The sequence below is a fragment of the Acidovorax sp. KPB24-07 genome (genome assembly GCF_057543315.1).
Genome location: NZ_BAAJYS010000073.1, coordinates 1 through 16,255, shown reverse-complemented (window position 1 = coordinate 16,255; position 16,255 = coordinate 1). Strand labels below are relative to the sequence as shown.

General features: G+C 67.3%; 8 protein-coding genes and 3 pseudogenes. 3 read left to right on the top strand and 8 right to left on the bottom strand.

Annotated features, from left to right (window positions below; translation table 11 throughout):
• From AC27IQ_RS10595 to sbcB, 3 genes are all read right to left on the bottom strand, one after another.
• Positions 1–1,012, bottom strand: a 1,012-nt coding sequence (locus AC27IQ_RS10595) for a sigma-54-dependent Fis family transcriptional regulator (RefSeq protein WP_487089433.1), incomplete at its 3' end; no start/stop codon positions are given.
• Between the two features lie 161 nt (positions 1,013–1,173).
• Complete coding sequence (locus AC27IQ_RS10590) at positions 1,174–2,040, bottom strand: NAD-dependent protein deacetylase (RefSeq protein WP_487089432.1); 867 nt, start codon at positions 2,038–2,040, stop codon at positions 1,174–1,176.
• A 48-nt stretch (positions 2,041–2,088) separates the two neighbouring features.
• Positions 2,089–3,525, bottom strand: coding sequence for an exodeoxyribonuclease I (gene sbcB, locus AC27IQ_RS10585; RefSeq protein ID WP_487089431.1), 1,437 nt, complete (start codon positions 3,523–3,525; stop codon positions 2,089–2,091).
• A 61-nt stretch (positions 3,526–3,586) separates the two neighbouring features.
• On the opposite strand from sbcB, the gene AC27IQ_RS10580 reads away from it, so the two are divergent.
• Positions 3,587–4,984, top strand: coding sequence for a lytic murein transglycosylase (locus tag AC27IQ_RS10580; protein ID WP_487089430.1), 1,398 nt, complete (start codon positions 3,587–3,589; stop codon positions 4,982–4,984).
• A gap of 137 nt (positions 4,985–5,121) precedes the next feature.
• Here the strand turns inward: AC27IQ_RS10580 and clpA are convergent.
• From clpA to dnaE, 3 genes and pseudogenes are all read right to left on the bottom strand, one after another.
• Positions 5,122–7,474, bottom strand: a pseudogene (clpA, locus tag AC27IQ_RS10575) (ATP-dependent Clp protease ATP-binding subunit ClpA).
• A gap of 57 nt (positions 7,475–7,531) precedes the next feature.
• Complete coding sequence (clpS, locus tag AC27IQ_RS10570) at positions 7,532–7,900, bottom strand: ATP-dependent Clp protease adapter ClpS (protein WP_272563803.1); 369 nt, start codon at positions 7,898–7,900, stop codon at positions 7,532–7,534.
• 80 nt (positions 7,901–7,980) lie between these two features.
• A complete protein-coding gene (gene dnaE / locus AC27IQ_RS10565; protein ID WP_487089429.1) occupies positions 7,981–11,529 on the bottom strand; it encodes a DNA polymerase III subunit alpha in 3,549 nt (1,182 codons plus the stop codon).
• Positions 11,530–11,717: 188 nt separating this feature from the next.
• On the opposite strand from dnaE, the gene AC27IQ_RS10560 reads away from it, so the two are divergent.
• A complete protein-coding gene (locus AC27IQ_RS10560; RefSeq protein WP_272563805.1) occupies positions 11,718–12,515 on the top strand; it encodes an outer membrane protein assembly factor BamD in 798 nt (265 codons plus the stop codon).
• Here AC27IQ_RS10560 and yoaA read toward each other — a convergent pair.
• Positions 12,478–14,569: pseudogene (gene yoaA / locus AC27IQ_RS10555) on the bottom strand (DNA repair helicase YoaA). The gene AC27IQ_RS10560 and the pseudogene yoaA sit on opposite strands and share 38 nt — an antisense overlap.
• 196 nt (positions 14,570–14,765) lie before the next feature.
• On the opposite strand from yoaA, the pseudogene AC27IQ_RS10550 reads away from it, so the two are divergent.
• A pseudogene (locus AC27IQ_RS10550) lies at positions 14,766–15,555 on the top strand (PP2C family protein-serine/threonine phosphatase).
• A gap of 97 nt (positions 15,556–15,652) precedes the next feature.
• Here the strand turns inward: AC27IQ_RS10550 and AC27IQ_RS10545 are convergent.
• A partial coding sequence (locus AC27IQ_RS10545) for a hypothetical protein (protein WP_487089428.1) occupies positions 15,653–16,255 on the bottom strand: 603 nt, incomplete at its 5' end.

Sequence of the window (16,255 nt, the reverse complement as noted above, 5' to 3'; positions counted from 1 at the left end):
CCGGCGCATCCCCCTCCCCTGGCTGGATCGCCGGTGGCGCCCCGGCCCCGTCGGACCGATCAGACCGATCGGGCCCGTTGCCCGGGTCGACCCAGGGCAGCAGCGTGCCCGAGCGTGGCCGAAACTCCACCATCGCCTGCACCGCCACGCCGCCGGGCAGTTGCAGGCGCAGCGGCTCCGGAACGGCCTGGCGGGCATGCGCGAGCAGCGCCGCCATGGGCATGCCGAACAGCGAAGAGAACGTGTGCGCCTGCAACGCATTGGCCGACATGCCCAGCTGGAACTGCCCGCTGCGGTTGGCGGCGAGGAACCGCCCGTCCGGCGTGAACGCGGCCAACCCCTCCACCAGCGTGCCGAGGAATTCCGTCCGCGCATGGAAGCGCAGCCGAACGGCGTCTTCGAACACCTTGCCGAACAGGTGGTTCTCCACCATCTTGGCCGACATGCGCACCAGCGCCATGGTGTGGGCGCTCTGGCTGCGGTGGTCGCCGCTCACGTCGAGCGCGCCGATCACATGCCCGTGCGGGTCAAGGATGGGCGCGCAGGAACAGGTCAGGAAATGGTTGGCCTGTAGAAAGTGCTCATTGCCGTTGACCTGCAGCGCCTCGCCCAGCGCCAGGGCCGTGCCGATGGCATTGGTGCCCTTGCTGCGCTCGGACCACGCCGCGCCGGGGCGCAGGGCGACCCGGCTCGCCCGGTCCAGGAACTCGTCGTCGCCCAGAGCGTGCAGCACCACACCCTGCGCATCGGTCAGCAGCACCATGCTCTGGGTGCCGGCGATCTGGGCCGACAGCGTTTCCATCACGGGGCGGGCGTGGGCGAACAGCGCTTCGTTGCGGGCCACCATCCAGGCCAGGGCTTCGGCATCCAGGGGCCGCAGGTCCGCCGACTCGTGCCGCCGCAGGCCGAAGGCGGTGGAGCGCTCGTGCGCCTGCGTGATCCGCTGCGCCGCCGAAGCGGCCACTTCGCCCGGCGTCGGGCCGGGCGCACCGAGGGATGCGTTCGTCTCCATGCTGTCTCCTTGGGGCTCTGTCATCGCCCGGCGCTGCATGGCGCCAGGGTGTTGCTTGGGCGACTGGCACCTTACACCAATGGCACGGCCGGGGTGTATCCAAAGCCCTGGCGGTGTCCTCGGTTCACTTTGGCGCCACATCCCGAGCGCTGCCACCTCGCTCACAGCGGTCCGGCAGCCCCTCCAGCCAGCGCACGGGCCACCGCGCCCAGCGCCGCTCCGACATCCTGCTCGACCTTGAGCGACAGCAGCGGATCGGCCCGCGTGCGGCCCCAGTTGACGGCCGCCACGGGCTTGCCCGCGTCCACCGCCATCTGCACGAAGCGAAAGCCCGAATACACCATGAGCGACGAGCCGGCCACCAGCATGGCATCGGCGCGCAGCAGCGCATCGCGGGCGGCCTGCACGCGATCGCGCGGCACGCTCTCGCCGAAGAACACCACATCGGGCTTGAGCGGGCCGGCGCCGCAGCGCGGGCACGGCGGCACATCGAACGCGCTGAAATCCTGGCCTTCCAGGTCGGCATCGCCATCGGGCGCTGCATGCGCATGCAGCGCAGCCCAATCGGGATTGCGGCGCAGCAACTCGTCTTGCAGCTCGGCGCGTGGCAAACGGGCTTCGCAGGCCATGCAGCGCACGGTGTCGATGCGGCCATGCAGATCGATGGTGCGAAGGCTCCCCGCAGCCGTGTGCAGGCCGTCCACGTTCTGCGTGAGCAGCAGTTCCACCCGGCCGGCCGCTTCCAGCGCGGCGAGCGCATGGTGCGCCGGTGCAGGGCGCGCCCGCCCCATCACGCGCCAGCCGATGAAGCTGCGCGCCCAATAGCGGCGGCGCGTGGCGTCGTCGCCCATGAAGGCCTGGAACGTGAGGGGCGGCGGCCGCTTCCAGTCGCCATTGCCGTCGCGGTAATCGGGAATGCCAGCCGCCGTGCTGCAGCCCGCCCCGGTGAGCACGAACACCCGAGGGTGCGCCGCCATGAACTCGGCCAGCGCGTGCACGCCGGCCTCGGCCGGGGGTGGCACGGGCATGGTGGTACTTTCCAAAGGGGACGGAGTCATGGACATCGAAGCCTCCCGCTACATCGCGGGCGCGATGCTTTCCGCGTAGTCGTACAGCGCGCCCAGGATTTCCTCGCCCCGCTCATCCGCCTCGGCGCCCAGTTCGTCCAGCTTGGCGAACAGCTCGTCGAAGGTGAGCGCGCCGCCCGCGCCTTCCATCAGGCAGGCCACGCGGTGGCCCTCCCAGCGCTCCTGGTCGGCCCCGTCCAGCGTGTGCGGGAAATTGCGCGCACGGTAGCGCCACACCAGCTCTTCGAGCCGCTCGTCGTCAAAGCCCGTCTTGGCCAAGGCGAGCTCTTGGGGCGGCAGGGCACGCAGGCGGTTCAGCCGGCGACGGTCCTCGTTGCCGACGAAGCCGCCGTACAGGTCCTGGTCCACGTCCGGTGCGGCTTCCTGCGGCCGCGTGAACACGCTGGCCCAGATGGCGCTCATGTCGGGCAAGGCGCGCGCCACCTCGGCATGGCCGGCGGCCCGCTCGAGATCGACGGACCAGCGCTGGGCCATCTGGGGCGTCAGCGTGTTGACGTTGCCCACCACCATCGGCGACTTGTTCAGGTGCACGGTCTTGATGGGCAGGCGCGTCACGCCTTCGGGCAGCGCATCCGCCCGGCTGAACAGCCGCTCGCGGATCGCCTCGGCGCCCAGCAGGGCCAGTTCGGACGGATCGTGGGCCAGGTCCCAGGCGATCAGTTCGTTCTTGTTGGTGGGGTGGCTGGCGAGCGGCCACATCACCGCGACGCAGCCGCGCTCGGCAGGAAACATGCCCGAGATGTGCAAAAAAGGCCGTGCGGTGTCGGCCGTGGCGGGCAGGCGCAATTCGGCGGCCACGCGGTCTTTTTTGTGCAGCCCCAGCGCGAACTCGAACAGCTTGGGCTGCCGGTCGCGGATCAGCCGGGCCAGGGCGATGGTGGCGCGCACGTCGGAGAGCGCATCGTGCGCGGCCTCGTGCGCCAGGCCATTGGCCTTGGACAGGTGTTCCAGCTTGAAGCTGGGGGAGCCGTCTTCCTTCTTCGGCCAGACGATGCCATCCGGGCGCAGCGCGTAGGCCATGCGCACCACGTCGAGCAGGTCCCACCGGCCGCACTGGTTCTGCCATTCCCGGGCATAGGGGTCCATCAGGTTGCGCCAGAACATGAACCGCGTGATCTCGTCGTCGAACCGGATGGTGTTGTAGCCGACGCCGATGGTGCCGGGCAGCGCCAGCTCGGCCTCGATGCGCGCGGCGAATGCGTGCTCCGGCAGGCCACGCTCCAATGCGACCTGCGGCGTGATGCCGGTGATCAGGCACGACACCGGGTCGGGCAGGTAATCGGGCGCGGGCTGGCAATAGACCATCAGCGGTTCGCCGATTTCGTTCAGGTCCGCATCCGTGCGGATCCCCGCGAACTGCGCGGGGCGGTCACGGCGCGTGTTGGCGCCAAAGGTTTCGTAGTCGTGCCAGAAAAAGGTATGCATGAAATCGTGCAGCCGGTAACACCGAAGCCCGCAAGTATGCCGGGGCGCGGGACAATAAGGCATGCAACGACGCCTTGCCCCCTCCTCGCCCCTCCGTCTCTCCTCCAGAACCCGCGCAGCCCACTGGCTGGTTCCGCTGGCCGCCGCGGCGGCCCTCGCAGGCTGTGCATCGGCGCCGCGCGCCCAGCCTCCGAAAGCTGCCCCGGCCCACGCCGCCCCTGCCGTTCCGCCTCCGCAGCCCGCAGTGTCACCACCGGCCGCGATACCTTCCGCACCTCCCCCGGTCCAGGACGCCGCGGCGCCTGCGGTCAGCCCCGAAGAAGCCGCTGCGGCCGAACAGGCCGGTTTCGCCGCATGGATCACGGCCTTCACCCAGGACGCGCTGGCGGCCGGGATCCGGCCCGATACCGTGCAGACGGCCCTGGCCGGCGCGCAGTTGCAACAGCGGGTGATCGAGCTGGACCGCGCGCAGCCCGAGTTCACGCGCACCCCGTGGGCGTACTTGGACAGTGCTGTTTCTGCCCAGCGCATCGCCCAGGGCCAGGCCAAGCGGGCCGAATACGCGGCGCCGCTCGAAACCGCGGCTGCGCGGTACGGCGTGCCGGCCTCGATCGTCACCGCCATCTGGGGCATGGAAAGCAACTACGGCGGCAATTTCGGCACCTTCCGTGCCGTCGATGCGCTGGCCACGCTGGGGTTCGAGGGCCGCCGCGCCCAATGGGCCCGCAACGAACTGCTGGCGGCGCTGCGCATCCTGGACCAGGGCGATATCGCGGCCGACCGCATGATCGGATCGTGGGCGGGCGCCATGGGCCACACGCAGTTCCTGCCATCCGTGTTCCTCGCCTACGCGGTCGACGCCGACGGCGACGGCCGCCGCGACATCTGGGGCAGCATCCCCAATGTGGCGTCGTCCACCGCCAACTACCTGGCCAGCTCCGGCTGGCGCAGCGGACAGCCCTGGGGTATCGAGGTGCAGCTGCCGCCGGGTTTCGATCACGCCCGCGCCGAGAACACCGTGCGCCAGTCGTCCGCGCAGTGGACCGCGGAAGGCGTGGTGGCCATCGACCGGCAACCCCTGCCCGACCTGGGTGCGGCGTATGTCATCGCCCCCGCGGGTGCGCGCGGGCCGGCCTTCCTGGTGGGCGACAACTTCCGCAGCATCCTGCGCTACAACAACTCAGTGAACTACGCCCTGGCAGTGGGCCTGCTGGCGCGGCAGATCGAGGGCGGCACGGGCGTGGTGGCCCCCTGGCCGCGGGATTTGCAACCCCTGTCGCGCAGCCAGGTGAAAGACCTGCAGACAGCATTGAACCAGCGCGGGTTTTCCGCCGGCACGGCGGACGGCGTGATGGGCCCCGCCACGCGCGCCGGCCTGCGCCAGTTCCAGCAGAGCATCGGCGTGGTGGCCGACGGCTATCCCACCTTGGAGTTGCTGCAGCGGCTGATGGCGCCGTGATGCAGATCGGTGCCGCCTGACCTTGCCCTGAGCGGCCTGCAAGCCAGGGCAAGGGTGGAAAAGAAAAAGCCCGCGGCGAACGCGGGCTTTTTCATATCAGGCGGCCACCATCGGCGTCCGGGTAATCCGTCGGCCGATCAGTCTGCCGTGGCCTCTTCCGGCTCGGCCGGCTCGGATTTCGCCGAGCGCTCCCGCTTGGGCAGCGGCTGGATGTCCAGCAGCACCTCGGGCGTTTCCACGCCTTTTTCGTCCGTCTTCACCTCGATGTCCACCGTGAGGCGGCCACCTTCGGTCAGGCGGCCGAAGAGCAGTTCGTCGGCCAGGGCACGGCGGATGGTGTCCTGGATCAGGCGCTGCATCGGGCGGGCGCCCATCAGCGGATCGAAGCCCTTCTTGGCCAAGTGCTTGCGCAGCGTGTCGGTGAAGGTCACCTCCACCTTCTTCTCGCTCAACTGGGTTTCGAGTTGCAGCAGGAACTTGTCCACCACGCGCAGAATGATCTGCTCGTCCAGCGCCTTGAAGTTCACGATGGCATCCAGCCGGTTGCGGAACTCGGGCGTGAACAGGCGCTTGATGTCGCCCATTTCATCGCCCGCCTGCCGCGGGTTCGTGAACCCGATGGTGGCCTTGTTCATGGTCTCGGCACCCGCGTTCGTCGTCATGATGATGATGACGTTGCGGAAGTCGGCCTTGCGCCCGTTGTTGTCGGTCAGCGTGCCGTGGTCCATCACCTGCAGCAGCACGTTGAAGATGTCCGGATGCGCCTTTTCGATCTCGTCGAGCAGCAGCACGGAGTGCGGCTTCTTCGTGACTGCCTCGGTCAGCAACCCACCCTGGTCGAACCCGACATAGCCCGGAGGCGCACCGATCAGGCGGCTCACCGCATGGCGCTCCATGTACTCGGACATGTCGAAGCGGATCAGCTCGATGCCCATGATGTAGGCGAGCTGCTTGGCCGCCTCGGTCTTGCCGACGCCAGTGGGGCCGCTGAACAGGAACGAGCCGATCGGCTTGTCGCCCTTGCCCAGGCCCGAACGCGCCATCTTCACGGCGGAAGCGAGCACCTCCAGCGCCTTGTCCTGGCCGAACACCACGCTCTTGAGGTCGCGCTCGATGGTCTGCAGCTTGCTGCGGTCGTCGTTGGACACGTTCGCGGGCGGGATGCGCGCGATCTTCGCCACGATTTCCTCGATCTCGGCCTTGCCGATGGTCTTCTTGCGCTTGCTGGCCACCTGGATGCGTTGAGCCGCGCCGGCTTCGTCGATCACGTCGATCGCCTTGTCGGGCAGGTGACGGTCGTTGATGTACTTGGCCGACAATTCGGCCGCTGCCTGCAGCGCCGCCGCGGCGTACTTCACGCTGTGGTGCTCTTCGAAGCGCGACTTGAGCCCCTTGAGGATGTCCACCGTTTCCTGCACGGTCGGCTCCACCACATCGACCTTCTGGAACCGGCGCGACAGGGCCGCGTCTTTTTTCGAAGATGCCGCGGTACTCGGTGAACGTGGTCGCGCCGATGCATTTGAGCTGGCCGCTGGAGAGCGCCGGCTTGAGCAGGTTGGACGCGTCCAGCGTGCCGCCCGAGGCCGCACCGGCGCCGATCAGCGTGTGGATTTCGTCGATGAACAGCACCGCATTGGGCTTGTCCTTGAGCGACTTGAGCACACCCTTCAGGCGCTGCTCGAAATCACCACGGTACTTGGTGCCCGCCAGCAAGGCGCCCATGTCGAGCGAATACACGACCGCCTCGGCCAGGATTTCCGGCACGTCGTTCTGCGTGATGCGCCATGCCAGGCCCTCGGCGATGGCCGTCTTGCCCACGCCGGCTTCGCCCACGAGCAGCGGGTTGTTCTTGCGGCGCCGGCACAGGATCTGGATCGTGCGCTCGACCTCGTAGTGGCGGCCGATCAGCGGGTCGATCTTGCCGTCCTTGGCCGCCTGATTGAGGTTCTGGGTGTACTGCTCGAGCGGCGAGGCTTTCTCGTTGCGCTCGCCACCGCCACCGCCCTCTTCGCCTTCTCCCTGGTTCTCAGGCTTGGCGGGTTCCGGCGGCTCGCCTTTCTTGATGCCGTGGGCAATGAAATTGACCACGTCCAGGCGCGTGACGCCCTGCTGGTGCAGGTAGTACACGGCGTGCGAATCCTTCTCGCCAAAGATGGCCACGAGCACGTTGGCGCCCGTGACTTCCTTCTTGCCGTTGCCCGTGGACTGCACGTGCATGATGGCGCGCTGGATCACGCGCTGGAAACCCAGCGTGGGCTGCGTGTCCACCTCGTCGGTGCCGGCGACCTGAGGGGTATTGTCTTTGATGAAATTGGCCAGCGATGAACGCAGATCATCGATGTTGGCCGAACATGCGCGCAGCACCTCGGCTGCGCTGGGGTTATCTAGCAGTGCAAGCAGCAGATGCTCCACGGTAATGAACTCGTGGCGCTGCTGGCGGGCCTCGACAAAGGCCATGTGCAAGCTGACTTCCAGTTCCTGGGCAATCATGTGAACTCCTTTGTGCTTGCGTGGAAGGGATTACTGTAGATCGGGACCAAAGGCCGTTTATTCAACAGGCTCGCTGAGGCATTGCAGCGGATGCCCCGCCTTGTGGGCCGCCTCGCGGACCTGCTCCACTTTGGTGGCGGCGACATCGCGGGAATACACCCCACATACGCCTTTGCCGTCCAAATGGATTTTCAGCATGATCTGCGTGGCGGCTTCCCGGTCTTTGCTGAAGAATTCCTGCAGCACGACGATGACGAATTCCATCGGCGTGAAGTCATCATTGAGCATGACCACCTGAAACATTTGCGGCGGCTGGGTCTTTTGCGTGCGACGTTCGAGCACGACCGAACCGCCATCATCCCGCGCTGGCGTCCTGGTGGGCGGAGCGGGGGTGGGGGAAGGTGGTTTAGTTGCCATGGATTTCATTCTAGCGAGCCACGGCGGTCTACGCAGCCTCTCCCATGTAGTGATCATCCAACGGTGTTTCAAGCCCCATCCTCGCCGGGTCAGCCTGCGTCGTACACCACATTGACCGAACCGGTGCCGGCCTGGGCGCTCCAGGCCGCCAAAGCGGCGTCGGAGGGGAAGAAACGGCTGCCCTCACCCAGTTGCAACTCTGCCACGGCCTGGCCTTGGCCGGCCTTGCAGCGGATGCCCATGCGCACCCGAAGGCCGTGCACCAGCACCTCGCCCTGCTCGGTTTCCTGTCGACGGGGCGGGAATTCGCGCACCAGGCGCTGCACGTCCGGCGCGGTATCCCCGATGGCGACCTGCAGGTAGCGTCCGAACTTGGCCCGAGCCCCCGCCAGGTCCCACACCTGCTGCACCTTCACCCGCAGCCCGCCACTGAAATGGTCGAGCTGCAGGCGGCCGCTCATGACGACGAACTCGTCGTCCTTCAGCATGTCCCGGTGGGCGTTGACCACGTTCTCGTCGGCCGAGGCTTCGATGGTGGCCGACTTGTCGTCCAACTTGAACAGGGCCAGCCGGCCCCGCTGCCCGTTGATCACCCGAAAGTCGCTGATGATGCCCGCCAGGATCTGGGGCTCGCGGCTGTCGAGCAGTTCGTCGATCTGCGTTCGTACGAAACGGCGCACCTCACTGGCCACCTCGTCGAACAGGTGGCCCGACAGGTAAAAGCCCACGGCCGTCTTTTCCTGCGTGAGGCGCTCCTTCACACCCCAGGGCACCATCTCGACGAGTTCGGGCTCCTGCGTGCTCGAGCCGTGGGCGTCCTCGCCCATCATGTCGAACAGGCCGCCCTGGTTGGCATTGGCCAGCGTGGCGTTCGCAAAGTCGAACGCCCGGTCGATCGAGGCGACGAGCGAGGCCCGATTCATGTTCATGGTGTCGAACGCACCCGCCTTGATGAGCGCCTCCAGCGTGCGCTTGTTCAAGCGCGTGCGGTCCACGCGGACGCAGAAGTCGAACAGGCTGGTAAAAGGGCCCTTGGTATCGCCGCGCGGTCCCGCGCCGCGCCCATCCCGGGCCGCAATGATGGCTTCGATCGCCTGCTGGCCCGTTCCCTTGATGGCGCCCAGCCCGTAGCGGATGACCTTGTCCGTGACCGGCTCGAACCGGTACATGCCCCGGTTCACGTCCGGCGGCTCGAACGTCAGGCCAAAGTTCTTCATGGCATCTTCGAACAGCACCTTGAGCTTGTCGGTGTCGTCCATTTCCACCGTCATGTTGGCGCAGAAAAATTCGGCCGTGTAGTGCACCTTGAGCCAGCCGGTCTGGTAGGCCAGCAGCGAGTAGGCCGCCGCGTGCGACTTGTTGAAGCCGTACCCGGCGAACTTCTCCATCAGGTCGAAGACTTCGTCGGCCTTTTCCTGGCTGATGTTCTGCTTGGCCGCTCCCGCACGGAAGATCTCGCGGTGCTCGGCCATCTCCTCGGCCTTCTTCTTGCCCATCGCCCGGCGCAGCATGTCGGCGCCGCCGAGCGAGTAGCCGCCCAGCACCTGGGCGGTCTGCATCACCTGCTCCTGGTACACCATGATCCCGTAGGTTTCCGACAGCACCTTCTCGACCAACGGATGGGGGTATTCCACCACCTCCTTGCCATGCTTGCGGTTCACGAAGCTGGGAATCAGATCCATCGGACCCGGCCGGTACAGCGCGTTCAGGGCGATGAGGTCTTCCAGCCGGCTGGGGCGTGCTTCCTTGAGCATGCCCTGCATGCCGCGGCTTTCAAACTGGAATACGGCTTCGGTCTTGCCGTCGGAAAAGAGACGGTAGGTGGGCGCATCGTCCAGCGGAATGTTCTCGAACGTGAAGTTCTCCTGCCCCTTGTGGCGCTTCACGATGAACTCCTTGGCGATCTCCAGGATGGTCAGCGTGGCCAGGCCCAAGAAGTCGAACTTCACCAGGCCGATGGCTTCCACATCGTCCTTGTCGTACTGGCTCACGGCGGAATCGCTGCCCGGCTGCTGGTAGAGCGGGCAAAAATCGGTGAGCTTGCCCGGGGCGATGAGCACGCCCCCGGCGTGCATGCCGATGTTGCGGGTCATGCCCTCGAGCTTTTGCGCCATCTCGATGATGGTCTTGACGTCTTCTTCCTTCTGCACGCGCTCGGCCAGCAGCGGCTCCAGCTCCAGCGCGTAATTGTTCTTGTCGCCCTCCTTCTTGGGGTTGGGCGGGTACTGCAGCGTGTACGACATGCCGGGCTTGCCCGGCACGAGCTTGGAAATGCCGTCGCAGAACGTGTAGCTCATGTCCATGACCCGGCCCACGTCGCGGATCGCGGCCTTTGCGGCCATGGTGCCGAACGTGGCGATCTGGCTCACGGCATCCTTGCCGTACTTGTCCTTCACGTAGTCGATCACGCGATCGCGGTTGGACTGGCAGAAATCAATGTCGAAGTCGGGCATCGACACCCGCTCGGGGTTCAGGAACCGCTCGAACAGCAGGTTGTACTGCAGCGGGTCCAGGTCGGTGATCTTGAGTGCATAGGCCACCAGCGAGCCAGCACCGGAGCCCCGGCCCGGCCCCACCGGGCAGCCGTTGTTCTTGGCCCACTGGATGAAGTCCCCCACGATCAGGAAGTAGCCCGGGAACCCCATTTTCAGGATGGTCTTGATCTCGAACTCCAGCCGCTCCAGGTAGCGCGGGCGCTCCTTGTCGCGCTCCGCCTCCTTGGGGTACAGGTGTGCCAGACGCTCTTCCAGCCCCGCCAGCGAAGCCACCCGGAAGTACTCGTCGATGGGCATGCCGCCCGGGGTGGGAAAGTCCGGCAGCTGCGGCTTGCCCAGCACCAGGGTCAGGTTGCAGCGCTTGGCGATCTCCAGCGTATTGGCGATCGCGGACGGCACGTCGGCGAACAGCGCCTCCATCTGCGCGCTCGATTTGAAGTATTGCTCGCGCGTGAACTTGCGCACCCGCCGCTGGTTGCCCAGGATTTCGCCTTCGGAGATGCACACACGCGCTTCATGGGCCTCGTAATCGTCGGCCGTGGCGAACTGCACGGGGTGGGTCGCGACGACGGGCAGGTTCAGCCGGGCGGCCAGTTGCACGGCAGACACCACATGGGCTTCGTCGTCGGGCCTGCCGGCGCGCTGGATCTCCAGGTAGAAGCGATGGGGGAACAGCCCGGCCAGCCGCAGTGCCAGACGCGCGGCCCCCGCGTCGTCGCCCTTCACGATGGCCTGCCCCACGGGACCGGCCTGAGCGCCCGCCAAAGCGATGAGGCCTTCGCCCAGTTCCTCCAGCCAGGCCCAGGTGCACAGGGGCTGGTTCTTCACCACGTTGCGCGTCCAGGCGCGCGCGAGCAGTTCCGACAGGTTCAGGTACCCCTGCTTGCCCTGCACCAGCAGGATCATGCGGGAAGGTGGATTGCCCGGCTCCTCGGGTTCGACGAACACTTCGGCGCCCAGCACGGGCTTGACGCCCTTGCCCCGCGCTTCCTTGTAAAACTTGATGGCGCCGAAAAGATTGCCGAGGTCGGTGATCGCCAGGGCGGGCTGGCCGTCCTTGGCAGCCGCCTTGGCCACTTCATCAATGCGGTTGGTGCCGTCGACGACGGAAAATTCGGTGTGCAGGCGCAAATGGACAAACATGGCGGGTATTGTAGGAACGCCCGCTTCCCTGCCCCGCGCCAGAGCCCCGGCGTTTCGTTCAGGCCGCCGGCTGGCACGCCGGTACAATCCGGCTCCTGCCCGATCGCCGCGGCCAGCCCCCTGTGGCCGTCCCGGCCCCTGATCGGAAGCGGGAACCGATGCCCTTCTTTTGCCTGAAAGCTGCCTCCATGCCGCGTTTTCCCCTGCCCCTGTTGTCCGCCCTGCTGGCCGCCGGCCTGATGGCGGGCTGCTCCAGCACCCCCGAAGACAAGACCGCCGGCTGGAGCCCCAATCGCATCTACTCCGAAGCCCGCGACGAACTCAACAGTGGCGGCTACGACAAGGCCGTGCCCCTGCTGGAAAAGCTCGAAGGTCGCGCGGCCGGCACGCCGTTGGCACAGCAGGCCCAGTTGGAAAAGGCCTACGCCCAGTACAAGGCCGGCGAAAAGGCCCAGGCCATCGCCACGCTGGACCGCTTCATGAAGCTGCATCCCGCCAGCCCCGCCTACGACTACGCGCTGTACCTGAAGGGCCTCGTCAACTTCAACGACAACCTGGGGCTGTTCTCCTGGCTGTCACGCCAGGACCTGTCCGAGCGCGACCAGAAGGCCGCCAAGGATTCGTTCGAGTCCTTCCGCGAACTGACCACGCGGTTCCCGGAATCGCGCTATGCCCAGGACTCGCGCCAGCGCATGACCTACATCGTCAATTCCCTGGCGCAGTACGAAGTGCACGTGGCCCGCTACTACTACGAGCGCGGCGCCTATGTGGCGGCCATCAGCCGGGCCCAGATCGCCCTGGCCGACTACAAGGAAGTGCCTGCGCTGGAAGAGGCCCTGTACATCCTGGTGAAGTCCTACGATGCGCTGGGCATGACCCAGTTGCGCGACGATGCGCAGCGCGTCATGGCGAGTTCCTACCCGCAGAGCGAGTTGAACCGCGATGGCCTCAAGGCCAAGTCGGAGCCGTGGTGGAAGGTGTGGTGAGCGCGCGCAGCGCCGCATCGAATTCCTGCGCCGTGTGAAGGCGCCGCATGGGTGGCAAGGCTGACAGCAGGCGCTTGCCGTAGCCCATCTCGACCAGGCGGGTGTCGGCCACCACCAGCACGCCCCGATCGGTTTCGCTGCGAATCAACCGCCCCGCGCCCTGCTTGAGGGCGATCGCGGCCTCCGGCAGCGAAAAGTACCGGAAGGCGCTGCGTTTGGTCTGTTCCAGCCGCTGGGAGCGCGCCTCCACCAGCGGATCGCCCGGTGGCGGGAACGGCAGTTTGTCGATCACCACCAGTTGCAGGGCCTCGCCCGGCACGTCGAACCCTTCCCAGAACGTGGCGGACGCGACCAGCACGCACCCTGCCCGCCCCTCGGACGCGCGTTCGCGGAACCGCTCCATCAAACGCCGCTTGGGCCACTGGCCCTGCACCAGCACCTCGATGCCGGAATCCGCAGCGAACCGGGCCTGCAGCGCATCGCCGATGGTCCGCAGGGCCTTGAGCGTGGTGGTGAGCACCAGGGTTCGCCCTCCGAGCACCATCACCGCGCTGCCCACCCAGGCCGCCAATGCCGCGCTGTGGGAGGGGTCGGAAGGCTTGGGCAATTCCAAAGGCACATGGAAGGCCGCCTGCGATGCATAGTCGAACGGGCTCTCCACCCGCAGGATGCGCGCGTCCTGCAAACCGCAGGGCTCGGTGAACCAGCGCAGGCTCGCATCGTCCCCCAGGGTGGCCGAGGTGAAGATCCATGCACGGGGCTTGCCCTGCGACAGCACCGCGGCCGCATCCGGCTCGTCCCAGGCCGAGGCCTCGGCCTCAGGCTCGGGCTCGCCAGCGGGCAGTTGCCACAGGGACCGCATCGGGCCCGCGATGTCGAGCGGCGCTTCCACGAGCCGCAACGCGCCCGCCACATCCACCCATCGGACCGCGTCCGCGCCACAAGGCTGGGAAAAGCCGTCCATGCGCTCCATGAGCTGCACCGCACGGCCATGCAGGCGCACAAAGTCCGGGGCGATCTCGCTCACGGTGTCCAGGGCCGCCAGGGCTGCGCGGCATGCGCCGACCACCTGCTGCATGGCCGCATGCCATTCGCCGGGGTCCACGCCGTCGGGCACCTCGCTTGTCCAACGCAACCGAGAACCGGCCGGGGCACGGCCTGCGGCCAGGCGAAGATCGCGGCCGGCGCGGTCCAGCGCGGCGGCCACCCCCAGCCAATCGGCCAGCCCGCGGGCGAACTGCAGGCCTGCCGCCATCACGTCGCGCGAAAAAATCCAGCAACTGCGCGGTGGAAGCTTGTTTGCCCATGAACTGCACGCCGGTCTCGTTCAGCTGGTGCGCCTCGTCGAAGACGACGACGCGCACGGAAGGCAGCAGTTCGGCCATGCCGGAATCGCGAACGGCCTGGTCCGCAAAAAAGAGGTGGTGGTTGATCACCACCACATCGGCAGCCAGCGCCTCGCGCCGGGCACGGTGGACATAGCAGTCCCGAAAGCGCGGGCACGGCGAGCCCAGGCAGTTCTCGCGGGTGGAGGTGACCAGCGGAATCACCGGGGAGCGCTCATCCAGCCCCGGCAACTCAGCCAAATCACCGCTCACCGTCCCTTGCGACCAGGTTTCCACGCGGGCCAGCACCCGCGCCACGGCCGCATCGTGAGCGGCCGCATCCTGGCGTGCCAACTCCATGCGGTGCAGGCAAAGGTAGCTGGCCCGGCCCTTGAGCAGCGCGGTGCGCACGGGCAACGCCAGCGCCTGAACGAGGCGGGGGAGGTCGCGCGCGAACAACTGGTCCTGCAGCGCCTTGGTGGCGGTGGACACCAGCACCCGCTCGCCACTGAGCAGCGCCGGCACCAGATAGGAAAACGTCTTGCCGACGCCCGTGCCCGCCTCCACCACCAGACCCCCTCCCTGCTCGATGGTTTCGGCCACCGCCAGCGCCATCTCGGTCTGGCCAGCGCGGGGCGAGAAATGCGCCTGGGCCAGCGACAGCCCGCCGCCCGCTTCGAACGCGGCCTGCACGCCATGGACGAGCGATTCGATGCGGGGCAATTCCATGCCGGTCATTCCTGGTTGCGCTCACGGGCGACCGCACCGGACCGCATGGTGGGACCGGGAGGAAATGGACAGGATAAAAGGCGGTGCAAGGAAAGAAGGCAGCAGAGGCGTCGCATGGCAAAACCGCCAAAGGGCGCCCGATAATACGTGCTTCGCCCGGCCCTTCGGCCGGCCCGCGCCCTCCACCATTTCTGCCATGACCAAACCGTTTCGCCTCACTGCGTCAACCGGCATCCACAAAGGCGATCGCGAATACCAGCAGGACCAGGTCGCGTTGATCGCCCACCCCCGCTACAACGGCTGCGTGCTCGGTGTCGTGGCGGACGGCATGGGAGGGCGCAGCGGGGGCCGCAAGGCGTCCGACCAGGTGATGCTCACGGCCCGGCAATGGTTCGAGCGGTACTCGCCGGACACCGACGACACCGCGACGATGCTCAAGCACATGGTGGAAGAAGCGCACATCGTGATCCGCCTCACCGCCATCTCAGCCGAGCAGGAGCCGCACAGCACGGTGGCGGCCTTCATCATCAACCCCCGGGGCGACTGCCACTGGGCGCATGCCGGCGATTCACGCATCTATCACTTCCAGGGCGCTCGGCTGGCCCACCGCACCAGCGACCATTCATATGTGCAGGCCCTGGTCGACCGCGGCGAAATCACCGAGGCCGAGGCCAACACCCATCCGCACTCCAACATCCTGGTGGGCTGCCTGGGCACCGAGAGCGATCCGCCGGTGGCCCAGCACATGATTCCGCAACTGCTGCCGAGCGATGTGCTCCTGGCGTGCAGCGACGGCGTGTGGCACTATTTTTTCGCCCACGGAGCTGGCGTCGGTGGTGGACTCGCTGTCGCCGCGCGAGGCCACGGAATTCCTCATCGAGAAAGCGCGGTCACGGGCCCGTGGCGGCGGGGACAACCTCTCGCTCGCCATCGTGAAGATCGAGGCGCTGGTGGAAGAAAAGAAACCGGCCCGGCTGGTGCGCTGAGGAAGGCGTCAACAGCGCGCACCTGCCCCGCGCCACAGGGTTGGGGTGCCCCATGGCAGTCGGCCGCGCCTGGAAGGCGTTCGCCTTGGCGCCGCCTTCAGGGGGCAGCGCTGGCCGGTGGAACCGGCGGTGGCGGTGGCAGCGCCGCTGCCGGCTTGCGGCCCTGGGCTTCGGCATCGGCCCGCGCCTTCTCGTGCTTTTCGCGCCGCTCCTGGGCGGCCTTCTGCTTGGCCTCGTACCGGGCACGCGCTTCGGAAATCTGGCCGGGTTGCGCTGCCGCACGCTCGGCCTTGGCGGCTTCGTGCGACTGCTCCCGCGAATGCTGCTGTGCGGCGCGCTGCTGCGCGTCGTGCTCGCGCTCCGCACGGCCCTGCGCTTGCGCCTGAGCCCGGGAGGCGGCCTGCATGGGTGCGGGGCGTTCGCCGGCTTCGAGCTTCTCGCGCTGCTCCTGCTGCTTTTGCTCGATCGACTGCACGCGCAAGGCCGCCTTTTCACGGCGCTCGGCGTCGTTCAGGGCCACTTCGCGCTGCCGCAGTGCGCTTTCCTGGTCCCGCACCTGCGCCCGCACGCCGATCAGGCAGTCCTCGACGGAAAAGCGCTGGTAGCAGACGGCCTCTTCCTTGACGCGCCGGGCCTCCAGCGCGCGGCGGTCGCGCTGGATCTGGTCGCGCTCGGCGCGGCGCTCGGCCTGCGCGGCATC